Here is a 21,487-nt window from a genome sequence, read left to right on the forward strand (position 1 = left end):
TTTCGTCATCGGCCTGTCATCGGTCGTCGGCTAGGGACGGGGAAACCGTTCATGGCCGGCCGATGCGAACCACGACCCATCTGACCTACGCCCGTCCCTCGGACACGCTCGTCCGGCGCCTCGCCATCCGCTCCATGGAAGAACTCTCCGGCCGCCGCCGGCTCGCCCGGCTCTATGCGGTCTGGCAGCGCCACCTCGCATCCGGCGACGTGCCGGCCTTCGGCATGATGCTCGATCTGATGCGGATCAGCCTGCGGATCGAGGGCCGCCTGCCGGACCCGGCAACACTGCCCGAACGTCTGGTGATGGTCGCCAACCATCCCTTCGGGATCGGCGACGGCGTTGCGCTTCTGGCCCTGGCCGAACAACTCGGCCGGCCATTCCGCATCCTCATCAATGCCGACCTGATGAAGATCCCCGAAATGGCCGCCTATGGGCTGCCGGTCTCCTTCGAGGAGACGCGCGCGGCGATGGCAGCCAACATGGCGACCCGGGTCGAGGCGATGCGGCTCCTGGCCGAGGGCACGACCATCGTCGTCTTCCCGGCCGGCGGCGTGGCCACGGCGCCGAAGATCTTCGGCGAGGCAGCCGATCTGCCCTGGAAGCAGTTCACGGCGCGGCTGATCCGGTCGGGCGGCGCCGCCGTTCTGCCGATCCATGTCCACGGCCAGAACGGGCCGCTGTTCCATCTCGTCAGCCGCTGGTCGATGACGCTTCGCGTCGGGCTGCTGATCGGCGAGTTCCGGCGCAGATACGGCCGGTCCATCGACCTCAGCATCGGGCCGTTGATCACATCCGGGGAATTGTCCGCCATCGGCGACCGACGGCTACTGACCGAGCGCCTGCGCCAGGCCGTGTTCAATCTGGCGCGGCCGGCCGCCCAGCCACAGTCGGCGTTCGAACCGATCGCCGCCTGACCCACACGTCAGACCGAAGGGAATGATCGATCGGGGCTAGTCGCCCGATCCGGCAAGCGGGTCCGGCGTCTCCGCGAGATCCGAAGTCAGTACTTCCACATCGGTGTTCTGGCCGGGTTCCACCGCGAAGGCCCGCTGGTAGACCTTGTCGTTGTTGCGGGCGACGATGACGTAGTCGCCCGAGGCCAGCACCATCGACGGAAACGCGCCGACGCTTTCGCGCACCGGATCGCCCGAGGCCGTGGTTACCGACCACGCCGTATCGGCGATTGCTTCGCCGCCGGGTTCGCGCACCAGCTTCATCGTCAAGAGGGCGGCGCGGTGCTGCAGGGTCGCGTCGGTGACCTTGCCGGGCTCGACCCGGATGTCGGCGCGCACCGAGGCGTTCACCGAACCGTAGCTGGACACGATGTGATAGGTGCCGGCGTTCAGCCGCAGCACCTTGTTGGGTGGCACGTCGCTGGCGATCAGGTCGCGGTCGCTCTCGTTCTCGGCGTCGCTGTAGACGTCGAAGGAGAGGCGGGCCGGCTCGATCGTCTGGCCGTCGCCGACCATGGCGTCCAGCCGCAGGCCGCCGGCATTCAGCGTGATGGTTTCCTGCGTCTTCACGCCGGTGAAGTCGATCCGCTTCACGACCCCGGCGCGGCCGAAGCCGACATGCAGGATGTAGGACCCGGCCGGGACCTCGAAATTCGCTTCGCTGCTTTCGGACGAGGCGATCAGCGTCGCGCGTCCGTCGATGGCCGGAATGGCCGAGAACAGCCGCCAGACGAGCCCGTTGGGGATCGGTTCGCCGTCCTCGGTCAGCCGCGCCTTCAGGGTCAGCGTCGCGCGCGAACGGATGATGTCCTGGCTGGGCATGTTCTGCGGCGCGTAGGCGGGCAGACCCGGAAGCTCGATCTTCGGCGCCTTCGGAATGCCGGGTGCGACGGGCAGGGCGATCGGGTCGAAGCGCTGCAGGCCGCGGGTCGGCGCTGCGCCCACATCCGCGGCATTGGGCAGCAATTCGCTGGCGGAAGGGGAGACATAGGCGCCCGGCTTGCGCGGCTCGCCGCCGAACAGGCCGCCCCCGCGATCGAGCAGCGACGGAATCGGGATATCCTGCGCCAGCCCCGGACTCGTCGCGACCACTATCGAACTGATGATCGCCACAAGACGGGCATCGACCGCCACGAACCAGACCCCTGCTTTCATAAACCCCGTCTCTCATGACCCCAGATGATGGACGAATTCAAGGCGAATGCTCATGCCACGGCGAATTCGCCGCGCCGATCCGCCGTTTCGCGCGGCGGGGCCCGTTTGATCTGGCGGCCGCCAGGGGCTAGCTGGAACGCGCCATCACGTAAGGACGCTGCCTTGACCGACACGACGACATTCCTCGCCACCCGGCGCTCGATCCCGATTCCGCTGCTCGCAGCGCCAGCCCCCGAAGGGGCCGAGCTCGATCAGATTCTAGAGATCGCATCGCGCGTTCCCGATCACGGCAAGCTGGCGCCGTGGCGTTTCATCCTCTACCGCGGCGACGCGGCGATCGACCTGGGAAAGGCGCTCGCCGAACTGGCCGAGGAGCGCGAGGGCGCACCGCTGAGCGAGGCGCGCCAGCGCGCCGAATCGACCCGGCTCAGCCGCAGCCCGCTCGTCATCGGAATCGTGTCGACGGCCCGCGAGCATGTGAAGATCCCGGTTTGGGAGCAGGTGCTGTCCGCCGGCGCGGCGGCGATGAACCTCGTCACCGCGGTGCATGCGCATGGCTACGGCGCCAACTGGGTGACGGAATGGATCGCCTATGACGAGGACGCCAAGGCGCTTCTCGGCATAGGCGCGGACGAGAAGGTCGTCGGCTTCGTGCATGTCGGCACGCCGCAGGAGGCGCCGACGGAACGTCCGCGGCCGGACCTCGCCGACATCGTCACCGAGGCACGGGCGAGGGAGGCGGGCTGATGCTGTTCTACGAACCCGAGCGCGGCGATCACGGACTGCCGCATGATCCCTTCAAGGCCATCGTCGCCCCGCGGCCCATCGGCTGGATTTCGACGCGCGCGAAGGACGGCGCGGTCAATCTCGCGCCCTACAGCTTCTTCAACGCGGTCAGCGACCATCCCAAGCTGGTGATGTTCGCCTCGGCCGGCTTCAAGGATTCGGCCAACCTTGCCATCGAGAGCGGCGAGTTCGTCGCCAACATGGCGACCGGCGATCTGGCCGAGGCGGTGAACCGCACCTCGGCGCCGGCACCGCGCGGTCGCAGCGAGTTCGAGCTGGCCGGCCTGACCGAGGCGCCGTGCCGCCTCGTGGCCGCGCCGCGCGTCGCCGAGAGCCCGGCAGCGCTCGAATGCAAGGTCACGCAATCGTTCCAGCCGGTAGATGTCGACGGCAAGCCGTCGGACTGGGTGATGGTCATCGGGCAGGTCGTCGGCATCCACATCGCCGAATCGGTGCTGCGGAACGGCATGCTGGACATGGGTCTCGCCCGCCCGTTGTCGCGGCTCGGCTATCTCGACTACGCCGTCGCGGACGAGGTGTTCCAGATGCGCCGGCCGACGCTGGAGGATGCCAGCGACAGCTGACCGCGACGCCGAAACGCGCCCCTGCGACGGACCGGTCGCGGGGGCGCGACCTGCCGACATGGTTGATGCTTCGTCGATCGATATGGTGAACGAAGCCTAAACCTTTGCCTGACACACTCGCTTTCAACAGTCGGGTGCGCAGCAGAGGTCGCCAGTTCCATGATCGTTCAGCGGTTCGTCAAATGGTGTGAGACGGCGACCAGCACGCAGCGGGCCGAAGGCGCCGCAATCCTCTCGCGCGCGCTGCTCGACGGGCGCATCACCGCCGAGGAGCGGCCGGGCGCCGACGCGGCCCTGATGCTCATGCTCGACGATCCCTCGCCGAAGGTGCGCCAGGCAATGGCGCTGGAACTGGCCGACGGGCGAGGGGCGCCGCGCGCCGTCCTGCGCGCGCTCTGCGAGGACAATGACAGCATCGCCTGCATCGTGGCGGGCCGCTCGCCGGCCCTTTCCGACGACGACCTGATCGATCTCGTCGCCACCGGCTCCGAGGCCCTGCGGGGCGCCATCGCCGCGCGCCGCCTTGTCTCGGCTCGGGTCGCGGCCGCCCTGGCGGAACTCGCCGCATCCGACACATGCATCACGCTGCTCGGCAATCCGGGTGCCGGGATCGCCAGCATCAGCTACCGTCGGATCTCCGAGCGGCATGGCGAGGTCGCCGCGCTGCGCGGCGCGCTGATGGCGCGGGACGACCTGCCGTCGACCGTGCGCCAGACCCTGATCCTGCGGACCGGGCAGGCGCTGGCGGAACTGCCCATGCTGCGCAACCTCGTTGGCGGCGACCGCGCCGACCGGCTGGCCTTCGAAGCCTGCGAACGGGCGACGGCGCTCCTGGCCGACAATATCGGCGAGGCCGAAGTGCCGGCGCTGGTCGAGCATCTGCGCGCCAGCGGCCAGCTCAACGTCGCCTTCCTGCTGCGCACGGTCTGCACCGGCAATATCGATCTCTTCGCCGCCGCGCTCGTGCGGCTCTCGGCCATGTCCGACCGCCGCGTGCGGACGATTCTCGCCGATGGCCGCCAGAGCGCCTTCCGCACGCTGATGACGGCGGCCGGGCTTCCCGTCGCTTCGGCGCCGCTGTTTCGCTGCGCCGTCTCGGTATGGCGTGAACTTGCCACCGGACGCCTGTCCGTGGCGGTCGAGGACGTGCCGCAGGTCGTCATGCAGCGGGTCGCCGGCTCGTTCCCGGCCTCGCAGGGCGATTCGGGCTTCGACGAGATCATGCGCTTCCTCCATCGCCTTGCCGGCGAAACCAGCCGCGAGGCCGCGCGACAGCACGCCCGCCAGCTCGCCGCATAGGCTGCAGCGAGAATTAGCGCCGATGCGTCAGTAGCGGAACTGCTCGGCCAGGATGCGCTCGTCCCAGGAATGATCCGAATCGAACAGGATCAGGCCGGTATCGTCCATCGATTCGCAGATGGTGATGTGCCGGACCGATTTGACTTCCGTCGCGTCGGCCACCGCATTGACCGGGCGCTTCTCCGGCTCCAGCACCGTGATCTCCACCGTCTGGTGGTTGGGCAGGAGCGCTCCGCGCCAGCGGCGGGGGCGGAAGGCGCTGACCGGGGTGAGCGCCAGGAGCGGCGCGTCGACCGGAATGATCGGCCCCTGGGCCGACAGATTGTAGGCCGTCGACCCGATTGGCGTCGCCACCATCACGCCGTCGCAGACCAGCTCTTCCAGCCGCACCTGACCATCGATGGTGATCCTCAGCTTGGCAGCCTGGTAGGACTGCCGGAACAGGGCGACCTCGTTGATCGCCAGGGCCCTGTGGGTCTCGCCCTCGGCGTCGGTCGCGGTCATCGTCAGCGGATGGATGGTGTTTTCCACCGCCTCGGCTAGACGCTCGCGCAGACCCGTCTCGCGATAGTCGTTCATCAGGAAGCCGATCGTGCCCTTGTTCATCCCGTAGATCGGGGTGCCGGTATTCATGAACCGGTGCAGCGTCTGCAGCATGAAGCCGTCGCCGCCCAGCGCGACGATGATCTCGGCGGTCTCCGGGCGGTCGTTGCCATAGAGCGCCGACAGACGCTGGGCCGCTTCCTGCGCGGGTTCGGCCTCGCTGGCCAGGAAGCTGATGGACTGGGGCAGACGTGACATGGACGGGATCGGCACTTCTGAAGGCATGAGGCGGCGAGGCGCGCGGGTCCCCTGAGGACGTAACCCGTCCGGAGCCGCACGCCAAGCGCGGCCATGGTCCGCACGCGGCCGAAAATCCCGCTGCAAATCGCCGATCGATATGCTATGGCGCAGCCGCGCCGGATTAGCTCAGCGGTAGAGCAGCGGTTTTGTAAACCGAAGGTCGGGGGTTCAATCCCCTCATCCGGCACCAGCTTTGCAAACGCTTAGCGTCAAGTCGCCCGAGTTTATGTCGTGTAAACGATCCGATCGGCTCCCTTGATTTGCTGGGGGAACGCTACTCTCCGCAGCTCCCCGTGAAATAACGGACGGGCGCCGAGGCTATCGGGGTACTCCGTAGGCAAAGCAGGGAGGGTAGGCGAAGGCGTAAGCCATGACGCGCAAGCTTCAGTGCCGATGCGGCAGCCCGTTTCGGCCGGCTTGGGTGTCACCGAAGGGGCGGGACCTTCGCGACGCTAAAAAAGGGCGCCCCGTGGCGTACCCTTTCGTTCTCTTACCGAAACCCAGTAAGACCGGTGCAGTAATCAATGTCCGTCTTGACCTGCGCAAGCTCGGGCGCTCAATTGCAAGCTGCAATTTAGGGCGGGAGATTTCTGACTTGCGTGCACAACTCACAGCTCTGGCACTTGTCAGCACATGTACTGCGGCGTCTGCCCAAGCGTGGTTCACGACCACCGAGGAAGACGTATTCACCGGCAATCAGACGGCAACAATGATTTCGGTCGCGACACGCTCACAAGGAGCGTTCTTCCGATGTGATGCGGACCGGGAGCTGTCTTTTGCTCTAATTTTCAAGAGTGAGGAAAAACCTTCAGGCGTCCCGGGTATCATTGTCGCAAAGGTAGATAGCGGGGAGGGACATCGGTTCGATGCCACGTCTTATCGCCACAATGAGGACTACCTTGGTTTCGTATCGAACGACACGGCCGAAGTGGCCAAATTGGTGGCGGATATCGCCAAGGCTCGGCGCGATGTATTGCTTGGACTGCAAATTCCGATCACCGACGCGAAATTCTCGGTAACCGCATCAGCAGCCGGTTCCACAAAGGCGGCGAACAAACTACTGGAAACCTGCGGCATCGAGTAGACTGCCCAATCCTCGGCCTATGGCCCTCATATCCTTGGCAGCCGCTCAAATGCGACGGTTCGGCGCCAACTTAGCGAATTGCCCCCTCTGCGGGCGTCCGGAACCACGCGGCGGTAATCATCGCAAACGCTCAGCCTCGCACGACATAGCCGAACTGGGCCCTACGCTGAAGTGTTCGCCTGTTCCTAAACCGAAGGTCGGGCGTTCAATCCCCTCATCCGGCACCATTCATCCAAAACAGCGAACGTCCGCTCAGCCGAGATGGCGCCGCGTTGCGTAGAGCGCGATGGCGGCGGCGTTGGAGACGTTGAGCGAGCGGATCGCGCCGGGCATTTCCAGCCGGGCGAGGGCATCGACCGTCGCCTGCGTCTTCTGGCGCAGGCCCTTGCCCTCGGCGCCGAGGACGATCGCGATGCGCTCGCCGGAAAGGCTCGCCTCGAAGGAGTCCGGGCCGTCCGAATCGAGACCGATGGTGCGAAAGCCCTGCTTCGACAACGCGCTGAGCGCATCGGCGAGATTGACCACCTCGATCTGGGTGACGTGTTCGAGCGCGCCCGAGGCGGCCTTGGCGAGAACGCCGCTCTCCTGCGGGGAGTGCCGCGCCGTGGTCACCAGCGCATCGGCGCCGAAGGCCGTCGCCGAGCGCAGGATCGCGCCGACATTGTGCGGGTCGGTCACCTGGTCGAGGACGATGACGAGCCGGGCCGTGCCGAGGTCGCTCAGGCGGATCGCCGGCAGCGGCTCGGTTTCCAGCATGACACCCTGATGCACGGCCTCGCCGCCGAGTTCGGCATCGAGGCGCTTCGGCTCGACGATTTCGACCGGGCAGCGAATCGCGTCTTCGGCGATCTCCAGGCGGGCGAGGGCGTTGCGCGTCACGAGGAGGGAGTAAAGCTTCCGCCGGGGATTGTTCAGGGCAGCCGCGACGGTATGGATGCCGTAAAGGCGCACCCGTCCGGCTGGCGCCGGACGCCCGGGCTGCGGTCGCCGCCTGGGGGCGCCAGCAGGCGCCGCGCCACCATCGGCGCGCTTGCGGTCGCGGTGGGCACGCCGGAGAGTGGCGTAATGGGTGTCCTTGGGGGTGCCCGAAGGCGTATCGTCGCTCATGCGGCCTCTCTATCCCACCCGGCGATGCGAAGAAAGCGGCGATCCCCGCGCGGCTCGGCTTGCGTCGCAGGGGGCGCAAAGGGTGGGACAACCGGTTTCGTGCGGTGATGATCGGCGCCGGGTGAAATTCGATGCGATTTCCAGTGCCATTCGGCGTTGACAGATGGCGCCAAGGCCATCATAAGGCCGCTCGGAAACGCTCGGTCCCGCGCCGAACGCTTCCAGCAGCCAGGCCAAGCGCCTGCATGCTTCGACGGCAGTCCGGAGGGGTGCCCGAGTGGTTAAAGGGGACGGACTGTAAATCCGTTGGCTATGCCTACGTTGGTTCAAATCCAACTCCCTCCACCACTGCCGGTCGAACGCAGATGCGAAGGCGCGGGTATAGCTCAATGGTAGAGCAGCAGCCTTCCAAGCTGAATATGCGGGTTCGATTCCCGCTACCCGCTCCAGACCTCCCGCATTTCCCGATCTGATCCGTTGTGCTGAGCAAACCGTGCGTGCCCGCGTGCGGCGTCTTTGTGTCCGGCACGTTTGCGCAGCGCTTGTCATTGGCCGCCGCACTCGTTATGTCGCGCCCGGACTCACGCATCCGCTAAGTTGGGAGCCGACGATGGCCAAGAGCAAATTCGAGCGCAACAAGCCGCATGTGAACATCGGCACGATCGGTCACGTTGACCATGGCAAGACGTCGCTGACGGCGGCGATCACGAAGTACTTCGGCGAGTACCGCGCGTACGACATGATCGACGCGGCGCCGGAAGAGAAGGCGCGCGGCATCACGATCTCGACGGCGCATGTGGAGTACGAGACGGAAGCCCGTCACTACGCCCATGTCGACTGCCCGGGCCATGCCGACTACGTGAAGAACATGATCACCGGTGCCGCCCAGATGGACGGCGCGATCCTGGTGTGCTCGGCCGCCGACGGCCCGATGCCGCAGACCCGCGAGCACATCCTCCTGGCCCGCCAGGTCGGCGTGCCGGCGATCGTGGTGTTCCTGAACAAGGTCGACCAGGTCGACGACGCCGAGCTGCTGGAGCTGGTCGAGCTCGAGGTTCGCGAGCTGCTCTCGTCCTACGATTTCCCGGGCGACGACATTCCGATCATCAAGGGCTCGGCGCTGGCCGCTCTCGAGGACTCCAACAAGGAGATCGGCGAGGACGCGGTGCGTGAGCTGATGAAGGAAGTCGACGCCTACATCCCGACCCCGGAGCGTCCGGTCGACCAGCCGTTCCTGATGCCGATCGAGGACGTGTTCTCGATCTCGGGTCGTGGCACGGTCGTGACCGGCCGCGTCGAGCGCGGCATCGTCAAGGTCGGCGAGGAAGTCGAGATCGTCGGCATCCGCGACACCAAGAAGACGACGGTGACCGGCGTCGAGATGTTCCGCAAGCTGCTCGACCAGGGCCAGGCCGGGGACAACATCGGCGCGCTGGTTCGCGGTGTCGATCGTGAAGGCGTCGAGCGCGGTCAGGTCCTGTGCAAGCCGGGTTCGGTGAAGCCGCACACGCGCTTCATGGCCGAGGCCTACATCCTGACGAAGGAAGAGGGTGGCCGTCACACGCCGTTCTTCACCAACTACCGTCCGCAGTTCTACTTCCGCACGACGGACGTGACCGGCGTGTGCACGCTCCCCGAGGGCACCGAGATGGTGATGCCGGGCGACAACGTGACGATGGACGTGACGCTGATCGTGCCGATCGCGATGGAAGACAAGCTGCGCTTCGCCATCCGCGAAGGCGGCCGCACCGTCGGCGCCGGCATCGTCGCCTCGATCATCGAGTAGTCTGCCGGCAGGCGCGCAACGCCGCGCCGCCCCGATATGCTGAAGTTGACGGGCCCCTTCGCGGGGCCCGTTTGCGTTTGCGGTGCCGGAGGCGCTCGCGGCTGAGCCGGAGCGGGCAGGGCCGGCGAGATCTACTCCGCCGCCCATGGCGCCGGTCGCAGGCCGGATCGGATTGCGCCGACTGTTGCGTGCAGCGCCATCCGCGCTAGAAACCGGCAGGTGTTGCGAGGAGATCGCCAGTTGCGAGTATGGACCGTCAGCGAGGAGAAGGCCGGCACGCTGACCCAGTGCGTCGGCGTGGCCGAGCATCTGACGGACGAGCCGATCGTCCATACGGTGGAGCGGCTGCCGAAATGGCGGCGCGGATTGTTCTCTCCCTACTGGCGCAGCCGCGCAGCCGAACCGGATATCGTCATTTCCTGCGGCTGGTTCGCCGAACGTCACGTGGCCCGTATCCGCGAGCGTTTCGGCGGACGGCCGTTTGCCGTGCATCTGCAACCGCCCGCACCCCCGTCGCGCGGCATCTACGATCTCGCATTCGTGTCCCGGCACGACTGGAAGAGCCCGCGCCTGGACGGCACCGATTATCGCAGCATGATCGGCGTGCCCCACCGGATCAAGCGGACGGCGCTGGACGCGCGACGCCAGGCCGCGCGCGGCCGCTGGCTCGCCGAGGGCGACGACCGGCCGATCGTGGTGATGCTGCTGGGCGGGGCCAACGGCGCCTATGACTACGACGGGCCGACGATCGACCGGCTGGTTGCCAGCGCCCGGGATCTGGTCGCGGAGGGCTGGCTGGTCCTGGTGTCCACCTCCCGCCGCAGCGACCCCTCGCTGCTGGACGCGCTGCTGCATGTCGGCGAGCCGGACATCCGCGTCTGGGACCGGACCGGCGACAATCCCTATCGGGACTATCTCGCCGCGGCGGACGCCTTCCTGATCAGCAAGGACACGGTGACCATGCATTGCGAGGCGCTGACATCGGGGCGGCCGGTCTACAGTCTCGATCTCGCGCCGATCCAGGGCGAGCGCCTGGAGAAATTCGAGTGGTTCCATGAGGATATGCAGGAGACGCTGGGTCTGACCCGGCCGTTTGCCGGCGATCTCGCCCCCTACGACTACACATTCGCCGATCAGTCGCTCGAGATTGCCGAGACGATCCGCGCCGAATACGCCGCACGGCGGTGAACGGCTGCACGCCCTCCGGCGCCGCGCTGACGCCGCACCTTTTGGCGATCCGTGAAGCGCACCGCGCGCAGATGGACCGCCTCGGCCTGCTGCAGCGTCCCTGGGTGCTCCTGGGCGGCGCTCCGGACCCGGCAATGCCGGATGCCCTGCGGGCCAGCCACGCCCGGGTGGACATCAACAATTCAGGCCTCGCGGCGAAGCGGTTCGGCTGGGGGCCGGCGGATCTGAGCGTGCGGCGACCGGTCGAATCGTGGGCTGTCTTCCCCGATATCGAGGCACGGGCCATGCTGTGGTTCACCCCGCGGCCGAGATGGCGCCAGCACTGGAAGCTGTTGCGCCAGCGCAAGGCGAGGATCGGCGCCCTGGTATCGATGCACCCCGACGATCGCGAAGCGGTCAATCTGGCGATGATCGGCCCCGAGATGATCGACATCGGCGAGTTGGGCAAACCTTCGACGGGAATTGCGGCGCTCTGCTACGGCCTGTTTCTCGGCGTGCCGGAGATCGTGCTGTCGGGTTTTTCCTTCGCCCGGGCTGGCCATTCCTACGACACCTTGGCGCGTCCGCGCATGCAGATCGCGGAGGATCGCTACGCCCTCGAAATGCTGCGCGACGATCCTCGCGTCGCGACAAGCGAGCCGGAACTTGCGGCCGATCTCGGCTTGCGGCTGTGGACGCCCTGACGCGAGCCGTGAACAGCCGCCACGGATCTTGCGCGGCGTTGGCCTTTGCCGGTCACGGGTGTATGACGCCACCGTTCAGCAATTCAGCAAGGTGACCTCGTGACGCAACCGATAGTTCAGGTCTTCATCGGGTTCGATTCCAAGGAGGTGATTGCCTATCACGTCCTGTGCCAGAGCATTCTCGAGCGCGCGACCGTGCCCGTGGTGTTCTCGCCGCTCTATCTGCCCAACCTGGAAGGCGTGTTCCAGCGCGAGCGCAACGCGCTGCAGTCGACGGAATTCTCCTTCTCGCGCTTCCTGGTGCCGTATCTGTCCGGCTTCACGGGCTGGAGCCTGTTCATGGACTGCGACATGCTGATGCGCGCCGACATCGCGGAGCTCTGGGCGCTGCGCGACGATCGCCATTCGGTCATGTGCGTCAAGCACGACTACCAGCCCAAGGTGGAGACCAAGTTCCTCGGCCAGACGCAGACCAAATACGAGAAGAAGAACTGGTCGAGCGTCATGCTGTTCAACAACGCCAAGTGCCAGGCCCTGACGCCGGACTACGTCAACACCGCCACCGGCCTGCAGCTTCACCAGTTCAAATGGCTCGACGGCGACGAGAACATCGGTGAGCTCCCGGCGGAGTGGAACTGGCTGGTCAATGAATACGACCACAATCCCGATGCCCGGAACGTGCATTTCACCGATGGCGGGCCGTATTTCGACGAATATCGCAACGACGACTACGCCGAGGAATGGTTTGCCGCGCGCGAGCGGACGCTGTTCGTCCAGCAGCGCGGCGCCTGAGGTCTTGCGGCGGGGCTGCGGGAGATGAGCGCCATGACGCAGGCGAATGATGCGCGCGGGCTGCCGGAAACGCGTGACGGCTGGGCGGCGTTATTCGGCGGCTTCGCCCGCGTCGTCCTCGTCGCCAACAGCGACGCGGTCGATATCGCGGCGCTGTCGGCGAGATACGGCGACGGCACGCTCTTCGTCTTCTTCAACAAGGTGTTCAAGGTTCTCGACGCGCCCTTCGACCGGCCGTCGTTGCTGATCGCCCGCAGCAGCCAGGCGGGCGCCAACATCGTCTATCGCCGGGAAGTCGGCACCGTGCTGCAGCTTCTGCGCGGCTCGCAATTCCACGGCATCGCCAATCTGAAGGCCGGCGCCGCAGAAACTTTCAGCCCGGCCGAATCCTTCGAGGGCGCGCCGGTCGGCTTCCTCGACCTCGCGCCGGTCTTTGCCGATTTCTATCCGGCCACCCATGTCCCGACGAGCGGCTTCGCGCTGGCCTTCTGGCTGGCCGAAGCCTGCCCGGCGCTGCCCATCGTGCTGGCCGGCTTCACCGCCCGCCGCTCGGCGCGCTGGAAGCTTTTCCATGACCATGAATGGACCTTCGAGCAGATGGTGAACCGGCTCCTGGCGCGCACCGGTCGCCTGACGATGGATGGCGGCGGCAGTGTCGGCGAATGGTCGCGAATCGCCACGCGGATTCCGGGCGTCACCGCCGCCGATGTCGCGCTCGTCTCCTCGGAGGTCCTGTCGGAACGGCTCGAAGGCACCAATCAGGCGATCGACCGGCTGATGTCGCTGACGCGGCTGCAGGGCCGGCTCGACGCATTTTTGCGCGGACTGAAGCCGAAGACGCGCAAACAGAAGCTGGCGGAGCAGGCGGCCAGGGCATCGTCGCAAGGCAACTGACGAACGCCACGCTCGATTCGTTCGAATATTGACTCATGCGCGGCCTCAACGCTCGCTGGTGTCGGGCAAGTGGTCGCGACGGCCAGACTTGTCCGTTTCGCGGGTGAGGGCGGTTTAGTCCTGCGTCCTGTGAGCGCGGTTTGGACGCCTCAGGCGGCGTTTCGTCGAAAAAGGGTGTTGCAGTTCGCGCCGCGAGGCGATATCTGGGCGCCACCGTAGGGGTATAGCTCAGTTGGTAGAGCGGCGGTCTCCAAAACCGCAGGCCGTAGGTTCGAGCCCTACTGCCCCTGCCAGCAACGCGAACGAGAGTTTTCCCCGGCAGCCCTTGTGAATCATTCCGAGGGCGGCTAAGTGGGGCATTCTTAATGACATATGGCGCGTGAGGCGATCGCTAGCCTTCATGCGCCTTAGCCGTGAGCGGTTTATGGCCAAGACCAATCCCTTCAGCTTTCTTCAGCAGGTCCGGTCGGAGACCGCGAAGGTGACGTGGCCCACCCGTCGCGAGACCGTCATTTCGACGATCATGGTTTTCGTGATGGTGGCGTTCGCCGCGACCTTCTTCTTTATCGCGGATCAGCTGCTCGGCTACGTCGTCGGCCTGATCATGAGCGTCTGATCCGGACGCTGCAGGAGTTATCACCAGTTTCATGACCGCTCGTTGGTACATCGTCCACGCCTATTCGAATTTCGAAAAGAAGGTGGCAGAATCGATCGAGGAGCAGGCCCGTCAGAAGGGTCTGTCCGATAAATTCGAGAAGATTCTCGTGCCGACCGAGAAGGTCGTCGAGGTGCGTCGCGGCCGCAAGGTCGATGCCGAGCGCAAGTTCTTCCCCGGCTATGTCCTGGTCAAGGCCGAGCTCACCGATCAGGTGTTCTCGATGATCAAGAATACGCCGAAGGTCACCGGCTTCCTGGGCGCCGAGAACCGGCCGACCCCGATCACCGAGAAGGAAGCCGAGCAGATCCTCGCGCAGGTCCAGGACGGTGTCGAGCGGCCGAAGCCGACCGTCTCCTTCGATATCGGCGAGCAGGTGCGGGTCTCCGACGGCCCCTTCGCCTCGTTCAACGGCATCGTTCAGGAAGTCGACCAGGAGCGCGCGCGTCTCAAGGTGGAAGTTTCGATCTTCGGGCGTGCGACGCCGGTGGATCTCGAATTCGGTCAGGTCGAGAAGGCCTGATCCGAACGGGCGCCAAGCCCATCCTCGTGCGGGAGGCGCTCGGGCTCTAGCCGGCCCCTGTTCCGGACCGCGCGGACTGCAGACTGCCGGAAGTCCGGCTGGCTTCGTGCCGGCCGCCCGGCGTGAACATTGAAGGCAGGTACAAATGGCTAAGAAAGTACAGGGCCAGCTGAAGCTTCAGGTCCCGGCCGGTTCGGCGACGCCGTCGCCGCCCATCGGTCCGGCGCTGGGTCAGCGCGGCATCAACATCATGGAATTCTGCAAGTCGTTCAACGCGCAGACCCAGGAGCAGGAAAAGGGCCAGCCGATCCCGGTGGTCATTACCTACTACCAGGACAAGTCCTTCACCTTCGCGATGAAGACCCCTCCGGTGAGCTACTTCCTGAAGAAGGCCGCCAACCTCAAGAGCGGCTCCAAGGAGCCGGGTCGCAGTGTCGCCGGTTCGGTGACGCGCGAGCAGGTTCGCGAGATCGCCGAGAAGAAGTTCAAGGATCTGAACGCGAACGACATTGATGCGGCGGTTCTCATGGTCGAGGGCTCTGCCCGCTCCATGGGCCTCGAAGTGGCGGGCTGAGACGATGGCAAAGAGTGGCAAGCGAATCCGTAGCGCCCGCGAGGGCATCGAGCGCACCAAGCTGTATGGCCTCGACGAAGCCGTGCAGATGCTCAAGGACCGGACCAAGACCAAGTTCGACGAGACCATCGAAGTTGCGATGAATCTCGGCGTCGACCCGCGTCACGCCGACCAGATGGTCCGCGGCGTGGTCAACCTGCCGAACGGCACCGGCCGGACGGTCCGCGTCGCCGTCTTCGCCCGTGGTGACAAGGCCGAGGAAGCCAAGGCTGCCGGCGCCGACATCGTCGGTGCGGAAGACCTCGTCGAGCAGGTCCAGGGCGGCACGATCGACTTCGACCGTGCGATCGCCACGCCGGACATGATGGCCCTCGTCGGCCGTCTCGGTAAGGTTCTCGGCCCCCGCGGCCTAATGCCGAACCCGCGCGTCGGCACGGTGACCCCGGACGTCGCAGCGGCCGTCAAGGCTTCGAAGGGCGGCGCCGTCGAGTTCCGCGTCGAGAAGGCCGGCATCGTGCATGCCGGCGTTGGCAAGGCCAGCTTCGACAGCAAGGCGATCGTGGAGAACATCCGCGCTTTCGCCGATGCGGTCCAGAAGGCCAAGCCGTCGGGCGCCAAGGGCAACTATGTCCAGCGCATCGCGGTGACCTCGACGATGGGCCCCGGTGTGAAGGTCGATCCGTCGACCGTCGGCGCCTCGCAGGCCTGACCCTTACAAATTGGAAGCGGCGTGCCTATATCTGCCGCTTCCCCATTAAGGTTCCGGGCTCGTCCCGGTACGTGGAGGCTTTTGAAAGCCTCCTGAATGCCTGTCCGAGATTGTGGGCGGCCGGTGCTTCGGCTCCGGTCATAATCGTTAGATAGCCCTCATGAGACGGGGAAGTTCCGAGTTTTCCGGCATGGCCGGTCTGGTCGGTTCGAACCTCTGAATGCCTTGCGTCGCCCATCGGTTCCACGGAGCTGCTGCGGGTTGGCCGGGGGGACAGGATCTCCGAGCGTCGCCCGGATGGTCCGGGCGGCAAAAGGCAACCGGCCTCGTTTCGCAAGAACCGGGGCTAACTGGAGAGAGGCAGTGGACAGAGCGGAAAAGCGCGAATTCGTCACGTCCCTTCACGAGACCTTCCAGGCCTCGGGAACGGTCGTCGTGGCCCACTATGCCGGTCTCACGGTCGCGCAGATGAACGATTATCGTTCGAAGATGCGCGTCGCGGGAGGCACCGTCAGAGTCGCGAAGAACCGCCTCGCCAAGATCGCTCTTGAAGGCACGGACGCCGCAGGCATCTCGAATCTGTTCGAGGGCCAGACGCTGATCGCTTATTCGAGCGATCCGGTGGCGGCGGCCAAGGTGACCAACGACTTCGCCAAGGGGAACGACAAGCTCGTCATCCTCGGCGGTTCGATGGGCGCCACGACACTCGATGCAGACGGTGTGAAGGCCTTGGCCACCATGCCGTCGCTGGACGAACTCAGGGCCAAGCTGGTCGGCATGATCAATACGCCGGCTACTCGGATCGCTGGGGTTCTCCAGGCGCCTGCGGGGCAACTCGCACGCGTCTTCGGTGCCTATGCCAAGAAAGACGAAGCGGCGTGAGGATGGTTCCTCGCTGCACACCTCAAAGTTCGAACCTGAAGGAATACTAACATGGCTGATCTCGCCAAGATCGTTGAAGACCTGTCGGCCCTGACCGTCCTCGAGGCGGCTGAGCTGTCGAAGATGCTCGAAGAGAAGTGGGGCGTCTCCGCCGCCGCTCCGGTCGCCGTTGCGGCCGCTGGTGGTGGTGCTCCGGCCGAAGCCGCCGAAGAGCAGACCGAGTTCAACGTGATCCTCGCATCTGCCGGTGCGCAGAAGATCAACGTCATCAAGGAAGTCCGTGCGATCACGGGTCTTGGCCTCAAGGAAGCCAAGGACCTCGTCGACAACGCGCCGAAGCCCGTCAAGGAAGGCGTGGACAAGGCCGAGGCCGACAAGATCAAGGACCAGCTCGAGAAGGCTGGCGCCACGGTCGAAGTCAAGTAATCGCGGTTCGCCGCGCTTACGCAGAACATCCGGGGGCGGGACGGCAATTTGCCGTTCCGCCTTCCGTGCTCGCCATAGGGTTCCGGCCTTTCGAGGCTGATCCGGCGGGCAGGGCACTCTCCGCGGTGCGGCACGGTACGACGCGGGACGGGAATGCAGTGCGTGTGTTCGAACGGCTTGCCGGCAAGCCTTTCGAAGACGCGGGCCCAGCGCCCGACAGATCGGTCAGTCGCTGCCGCCGCAGGGCGCAGCGGAGTCTCTCGGCGGAGAGACAGAGGAATTTCAGCCCTTTGGTCGAGGGCGATATCACGAGAAGGAGCGACGATGTCTCAGACGACGACGTTTAGCGGTCGCAGGCGCGTGCGCAAGTTCTTCGGGTCGATCCCCGAAGTGGCCGAAATGCCGAACCTGATCGAGGTCCAGAAGGCCTCCTACGATCAGTTCCTGATGGTGGACGAGCCGGTAAACGGGCGTCTGGACGAAGGGTTGCAGGCCGTCTTCAAATCGGTCTTCCCGATCTCCGACTTCTCCGGCCAGGCCATGCTGGAATTCGTCAAGTACGAGTTCGAGCAGCCGAAATTCGACGTCGAGGAATGCCGTCAGCGCGATCTGACCTATGCTGCGCCGCTGAAGGTGACGCTGCGCCTCATCGTGTTCGATGTCGACGAGGATACCGGCTCCAAGTCCATCAAGGACATCAAGGAGCAGGACGTCTACATGGGCGACATGCCGCTCATGACCATGAACGGCACCTTCATCGTCAACGGCACCGAGCGCGTCATCGTCTCGCAGATGCACCGTTCGCCGGGCGTCTTCTTCGACCATGACAAGGGCAAGAGCCACTCGTCGGGCAAGCTGCTCTTCGCGGCGCGCGTCATTCCCTATCGCGGTTCCTGGCTCGACATCGAGTTCGACGCCAAGGACGTCGTGCATGCGCGCATCGACCGGCGCCGCAAGATCCCCGTGACCAGCCTCTTGATGGCGCTGGGCATGGACGGCGAAGAGATTCTGTCGACCTTCTACGACACGGTGAAGTTCGAGAAGGACAAGAACGGCTGGCGCGTTCCCTTCTCGGTCGAGCGCGTGCGCGGCCAGGGTGCGGTCGTCGATCTGATCGACGCCGACAGCGGCGAAGTGCTGGTCGAGGCCGGTAAGAAGGTCACCGCGCGCCAGGCGCGTCAGATGCAGGAGAAGGGCGTCAAGGCGCTCCGTGCGACCGAGGACGATCTGGTCGGCTCCTACATCGCCGAGGACATCGTCAATCCCGAGACCGGCGAGATCTATCTCGAAGCCGGCCAGGAACTGGAGATGACCGTCGACGCCAAGACCGGCGAGCGCAAGGGTTCGCTGATCGACCTGATCAATGCGGGCTACGACGAGTTCACCGTTCTCGACATCGACCACGTCAATGTCGGCGGCTATATCCGCAACACCCTCGCGGTGGACAAGAACGAAGGCCGCCAGGACGCGCTGTTCGACATCTACCGGGTCATGCGCCCGGGCGAGCCGCCGACGATGGAAACCGCCGAGGCGATGTTCCAGTCGCTGTTCTTCGATTCCGAACGCTACGACCTGTCGGCCGTCGGCCGCGTCAAGATGAACATGCGTCTCGACGTCGACGCCGAGGACACCGTGCGCGTGCTGCGCAAGGAGGACATCCTCGCGGTCGTTCGCACGCTGGTCGACCTGCGCGACGGCAAGGGCGAGATCGACGACATCGACAATCTCGGCAACCGCCGGGTGCGCTCGGTCGGCGAGCTGATGGAGAACCAGTACCGCGTCGGTCTGCTGCGCATGGAGCGGGCGATCAAGGAGCGCATGTCGTCGGTCGAGATCGACACCGTCATGCCGCAGGACCTGATCAACGCCAAGCCGGCGGCCGCCGCCGTGCGCGAGTTCTTCGGTTCCTCGCAGCTCTCGCAGTTCATGGACCAGACCAACCCGCTGTCGGAGATCACCCACAAGCGTCGTCTCTCGGCGCTTGGACCCGGTGGTCTGACCCGCGAGCGGGCCGGCTTCGAAGTCCGCGACGTGCATCCGACCCATTACGGCCGCATCTGCCCGATCGAGACGCCGGAAGGCCCGAACATCGGTCTGATCAACTCGCTTGCCACCTTCGCGCGGGTGAACAAGTACGGCTTCATCGAGAGCCCGTACCGCAAGGTCGTCGATGGCGTGGTCACCCACGACGTCGTCTATCTGTCGGCCATGGAGGAATCCAAGCATCACGTCGCCCAGGCGAACGCGATCCTGACGGAGGACAACCAGTTCCAGAACGAGTTCGTGGTCTGCCGCCACCAGGGCGACGTCTTCATGACGCCGCGCGACAATGTCGACCTGATGGACGTCTCGCCGAAGCAGCTCGTGTCGGTCGCGGCCGCGCTCATTCCGTTCCTCGAGAACGATGACGCGAACCGCGCACTGATGGGCTCGAACATGCAGCGTCAGGCGGTGCCGCTGGTGCGCGCCGAGGCGCCGTTCGTCGGCACCGGCATGGAGCCGATCGTGGCCCGCGACTCGGGCGCCGCCATCGGCGCCCGCCGCACCGGCATCGTCGACCAGGTCGACGCGACGCGTATCGTCATCCGGGCGACCGAGGATCTGGAAGCCGGCAAGTCCGGCGTCGACATCTATCGTCTGATGAAGTTCCAGCGCTCGAACCAGAACACCTGCATCAACCAGCGTCCGCTGGTCGCGGTGGGTGACCGGGTCGAGAAGGGCGACATCATCGCCGACGGTCCGTCGACGGATCTGGGCGATCTGGCCCTCGGCCGGAACGTGCTCGTCGCGTTCATGCCGTGGAACGGCTACAACTACGAGGATTCCATCCTCCTGTCCGAGCGCATCGTCGCCGACGACGTCTTCACCTCGATCCACATCGAGGAGTTCGAGGTCATGGCGCGTGACACCAAGCTTGGACCCGAGGAGATCACGCGCGACATTCCGAATGTGTCGGAAGAGGCGCTGAAGAACCTCGACGAGGCCGGCATCGTCTATATCGGTGCCGAGGTGCAGCCGGGCGACATCCTGGTCGGCAAGATCACGCCGAAGGGCGAAAGCCCGATGACGCCGGAAGAGAAGCTTCTGCGCGCCATCTTCGGTGAGAAGGCGTCCGACGTCCGCGACACTTCCAACCGCATGCCTCCCGGCGCCTACGGCACCGTGGTCGAGGTCCGCGTGTTCAACCGCCACGGCGTCGAGAAGGACGAGCGCGCCATGGCGATCGAGCGCGAGGAGATCGAGCGCCTCGCCAAGGACCGCGACGACGAGCAGGCGATCCTGGATCGCAACGTCTACGGTCGCCTGATCGAGATGCTCGACGGCAAGGCTGCGGTCGCGGCGCCGAAGGGCTTCAAGAAGGGCTCCGTCATCACAGCCGAGGCAATGGGTGAATACCCGCGGTCGCAGTGGTGGATGTTCGCCGTCGAGGACGAGAAGACCCAGGCGGCTCTCGAGGATCTGCGCAACGTCTATGACGAAGCCAAGAAGACCCTCGAGCAGCGGTTCATGGACAAGGTCGAGAAGGTCCAGCGCGGCGACGAGCTGCCCCCGGGCGTCATGAAGCAGGTCAAGGTCTTCGTCGCCGTCAAGCGCAAGATCCAGCCGGGCGACAAGATGGCCGGCCGTCACGGCAACAAGGGCGTTGTCTCGCGGATCCTGCCGGTGGAAGACATGCCGTTCAACGCGGACGGCACCCATGTCGACATCGTGCTGAACCCGCTGGGCGTGCCGTCGCGCATGAATGTCGGACAGATCCTGGAGACCCATCTGGGTTGGGCCTGTGCCGGCATGGGCCGGAAGATCGGCGACATGCTCGAGGCCTACCAGACCAGCCAGGACGTCTCGCCGCTGCGCGACGAGATTGCCGGGCTGCTGGGCGACAGCGATCGCAACGAGAAGGTGAAGAACTACGACGACGAAAGCGTTCTGACGCTCGCCAAGCAGATGAAGCGCGGCGTCTCCATCGCCACGCCGGTCTTCGACGGCGCGGTTGAGCAGGACATCGTCGAGATGCTGGAGAGGGCTGGGCTGAACGGCTCGGGTCAGGTCACGCTCTATGACGGGCGTACCGGCGAAGCCTTCGATCGGCAGGTCACGGTCGGCTACATCTACATGCTGAAGCTGCACCACCTGGTGGACGACAAGATCCACGCCCGTTCGATCGGACCGTACTCGCTCGTGACCCAGCAGCCGCTGGGCGGCAAGGCGCAGTTCGGTGGCCAGCGCTTCGGCGAGATGGAGGTCTGGGCGCTCGAGGCATACGGCGCGGCCTACACGCTGCAGGAGATGCTGACGGTGAAGTCGGACGACGTCGCGGGCCGTACCAAGGTCTACGAGTCGATCGTGCGCGGCGACGATGCGTTCGAATCCGGCATCCCGGAGAGCTTCAACGTGCTGGTCAAGGAAATGCGCTCGCTCGGCCTCGACGTCGATCTGGCGAACTCCGCCGCCGAACTGCCGGCTCCGGCCGACCTGCCGGACGCTGCCGAATAGGCCATTCATGACAGGACCGCGGCGCGCCGCGGTCCGGGCCGGCGCCCCTTCGGCGCCGGTCCTCGAC

Annotated in this window: 20 protein-coding genes and 4 tRNA genes; 21 read left to right on the top strand and 3 right to left on the bottom strand. The window is 65.5% G+C overall.

The window, feature by feature from the left end:
- Positions 1-62: 62 nt before the first annotated feature.
- Positions 63-917, top strand: coding sequence for a 1-acyl-sn-glycerol-3-phosphate acyltransferase (locus N7I30_RS15825; protein ID WP_491391030.1), 855 nt, complete (start codon positions 63-65; stop codon positions 915-917).
- A gap of 36 nt (positions 918-953) precedes the next feature.
- Here N7I30_RS15825 and N7I30_RS15830 read toward each other — a convergent pair whose 3' ends face one another.
- Positions 954-2,111 carry an RgsD C-terminal domain-containing protein gene (locus tag N7I30_RS15830; protein WP_029703308.1) on the bottom strand — a complete coding sequence of 386 codons (1,158 nt, stop codon included), beginning with the start codon at positions 2,109-2,111 and terminating at the stop codon, positions 954-956.
- A gap of 162 nt (positions 2,112-2,273) precedes the next feature.
- On the opposite strand from N7I30_RS15830, the gene N7I30_RS15835 reads away from it, so the two are divergent.
- The 3 genes from N7I30_RS15835 to N7I30_RS15845 all read left to right on the top strand — a co-directional run bounded on the left by N7I30_RS15835 (position 2,274) and on the right by N7I30_RS15845 (position 4,780).
- Positions 2,274-2,858, top strand: coding sequence for a nitroreductase family protein (locus tag N7I30_RS15835; RefSeq protein ID WP_498640065.1), 585 nt, complete (start codon positions 2,274-2,276; stop codon positions 2,856-2,858).
- Between the two features lie 2 nt (positions 2,859-2,860).
- A complete protein-coding gene (locus N7I30_RS15840; protein ID WP_024351206.1) occupies positions 2,861-3,481 on the top strand; it encodes a flavin reductase family protein in 621 nt (206 codons plus the stop codon).
- Between the two features lie 159 nt (positions 3,482-3,640).
- Positions 3,641-4,780, top strand: coding sequence for a DUF2336 domain-containing protein (locus N7I30_RS15845; RefSeq protein WP_498640067.1), 1,140 nt, complete (start codon positions 3,641-3,643; stop codon positions 4,778-4,780).
- Between the two features lie 27 nt (positions 4,781-4,807).
- Here the strand turns inward: N7I30_RS15845 and N7I30_RS15850 are convergent, their stop codons facing one another.
- Complete coding sequence (locus N7I30_RS15850; RefSeq protein ID WP_498640069.1) at positions 4,808-5,581, bottom strand: NAD kinase; 774 nt, start codon at positions 5,579-5,581, stop codon at positions 4,808-4,810.
- 157 nt (positions 5,582-5,738) lie between these two features.
- Here N7I30_RS15850 and N7I30_RS15855 point away from each other — a divergent pair.
- Both N7I30_RS15855 and N7I30_RS15860 read left to right on the top strand, forming a co-directional pair.
- Positions 5,739-5,813 (top strand) — tRNA-Thr (locus N7I30_RS15855).
- 180 nt (positions 5,814-5,993) lie between these two features.
- Positions 5,994-6,707, top strand: coding sequence for a hypothetical protein (locus tag N7I30_RS15860; RefSeq protein ID WP_498640071.1), 714 nt, complete (start codon positions 5,994-5,996; stop codon positions 6,705-6,707).
- Between the two features lie 252 nt (positions 6,708-6,959).
- Here the strand turns inward: N7I30_RS15860 and rlmB are convergent, their stop codons facing one another.
- Positions 6,960-7,814, bottom strand: a complete 855-nt coding sequence (rlmB, locus tag N7I30_RS15865; protein WP_498640073.1) for a 23S rRNA (guanosine(2251)-2'-O)-methyltransferase RlmB — start codon at positions 7,812-7,814, stop codon at positions 6,960-6,962.
- Positions 7,815-8,077: 263 nt separating this feature from the next.
- On the opposite strand from rlmB, the gene N7I30_RS15870 reads away from it, so the two are divergent.
- From N7I30_RS15870 to rpoB, 15 genes are all read left to right on the top strand, one after another.
- Positions 8,078-8,162, top strand: a tRNA-Tyr gene (locus N7I30_RS15870).
- A 27-nt stretch (positions 8,163-8,189) separates the two neighbouring features.
- Positions 8,190-8,263: transfer RNA gene (locus tag N7I30_RS15875), tRNA-Gly, on the top strand.
- Between the two features lie 161 nt (positions 8,264-8,424).
- On the top strand, positions 8,425-9,600 hold the full coding sequence (gene tuf, locus N7I30_RS15880) for an elongation factor Tu (RefSeq protein ID WP_060577032.1): 1,176 nt from the start codon (positions 8,425-8,427) through the stop codon (positions 9,598-9,600).
- Between the two features lie 240 nt (positions 9,601-9,840).
- Complete coding sequence (locus N7I30_RS15885) at positions 9,841-10,788, top strand: ELM1/GtrOC1 family putative glycosyltransferase (RefSeq protein WP_491391417.1); 948 nt, start codon at positions 9,841-9,843, stop codon at positions 10,786-10,788.
- On the top strand, positions 10,785-11,471 hold the full coding sequence (locus N7I30_RS15890; RefSeq protein WP_491391416.1) for a hypothetical protein: 687 nt from the start codon (positions 10,785-10,787) through the stop codon (positions 11,469-11,471). Before N7I30_RS15885 ends, N7I30_RS15890 begins: the two co-directional genes overlap by 4 nt.
- Before the next feature lie 99 nt (positions 11,472-11,570).
- On the top strand, positions 11,571-12,263 hold the full coding sequence (locus N7I30_RS15895; protein ID WP_491391415.1) for a glycosyltransferase: 693 nt from the start codon (positions 11,571-11,573) through the stop codon (positions 12,261-12,263).
- Between the two features lie 33 nt (positions 12,264-12,296).
- Positions 12,297-13,157, top strand: coding sequence for a 3-deoxy-manno-octulosonate cytidylyltransferase (locus N7I30_RS15900; RefSeq protein WP_491391414.1), 861 nt, complete (start codon positions 12,297-12,299; stop codon positions 13,155-13,157).
- Positions 13,158-13,374: 217 nt separating this feature from the next.
- A tRNA-Trp gene (locus N7I30_RS15905) sits at positions 13,375-13,450 on the top strand.
- 131 nt (positions 13,451-13,581) lie between these two features.
- Positions 13,582-13,773 (top strand): preprotein translocase subunit SecE, encoded by a 192-nt coding sequence (gene secE, locus N7I30_RS15910; protein WP_029703862.1) that lies wholly within the window; start codon positions 13,582-13,584, stop codon positions 13,771-13,773.
- 31 nt (positions 13,774-13,804) lie between these two features.
- On the top strand, positions 13,805-14,335 hold the full coding sequence (nusG, locus tag N7I30_RS15915) for a transcription termination/antitermination protein NusG (protein WP_009209743.1): 531 nt from the start codon (positions 13,805-13,807) through the stop codon (positions 14,333-14,335).
- Between the two features lie 145 nt (positions 14,336-14,480).
- Positions 14,481-14,909, top strand: a complete 429-nt coding sequence (rplK, locus tag N7I30_RS15920; protein ID WP_009209742.1) for a 50S ribosomal protein L11 — start codon at positions 14,481-14,483, stop codon at positions 14,907-14,909.
- 4 nt (positions 14,910-14,913) lie between these two features.
- Positions 14,914-15,618: a 50S ribosomal protein L1 gene (rplA, locus tag N7I30_RS15925; RefSeq protein ID WP_024352398.1), complete on the top strand. Its 705-nt coding sequence runs from the start codon at positions 14,914-14,916 to the stop codon at positions 15,616-15,618.
- 363 nt (positions 15,619-15,981) lie between these two features.
- Positions 15,982-16,500 (top strand): 50S ribosomal protein L10, encoded by a 519-nt coding sequence (rplJ, locus tag N7I30_RS15930; protein ID WP_009209740.1) that lies wholly within the window; start codon positions 15,982-15,984, stop codon positions 16,498-16,500.
- 51 nt (positions 16,501-16,551) lie between these two features.
- Complete coding sequence (gene rplL, locus N7I30_RS15935; RefSeq protein ID WP_009209739.1) at positions 16,552-16,926, top strand: 50S ribosomal protein L7/L12; 375 nt, start codon at positions 16,552-16,554, stop codon at positions 16,924-16,926.
- 324 nt (positions 16,927-17,250) lie between these two features.
- Positions 17,251-21,420 (top strand): DNA-directed RNA polymerase subunit beta, encoded by a 4,170-nt coding sequence (gene rpoB / locus N7I30_RS15940; protein ID WP_188076693.1) that lies wholly within the window; start codon positions 17,251-17,253, stop codon positions 21,418-21,420.
- Positions 21,421-21,487: the final 67 nt, after the last annotated feature.

It is taken from the genome of Aurantimonas litoralis, from assembly GCF_026153195.1.
Lineage (GTDB): Bacteria > Pseudomonadota > Alphaproteobacteria > Rhizobiales > Rhizobiaceae > Aurantimonas > Aurantimonas coralicida.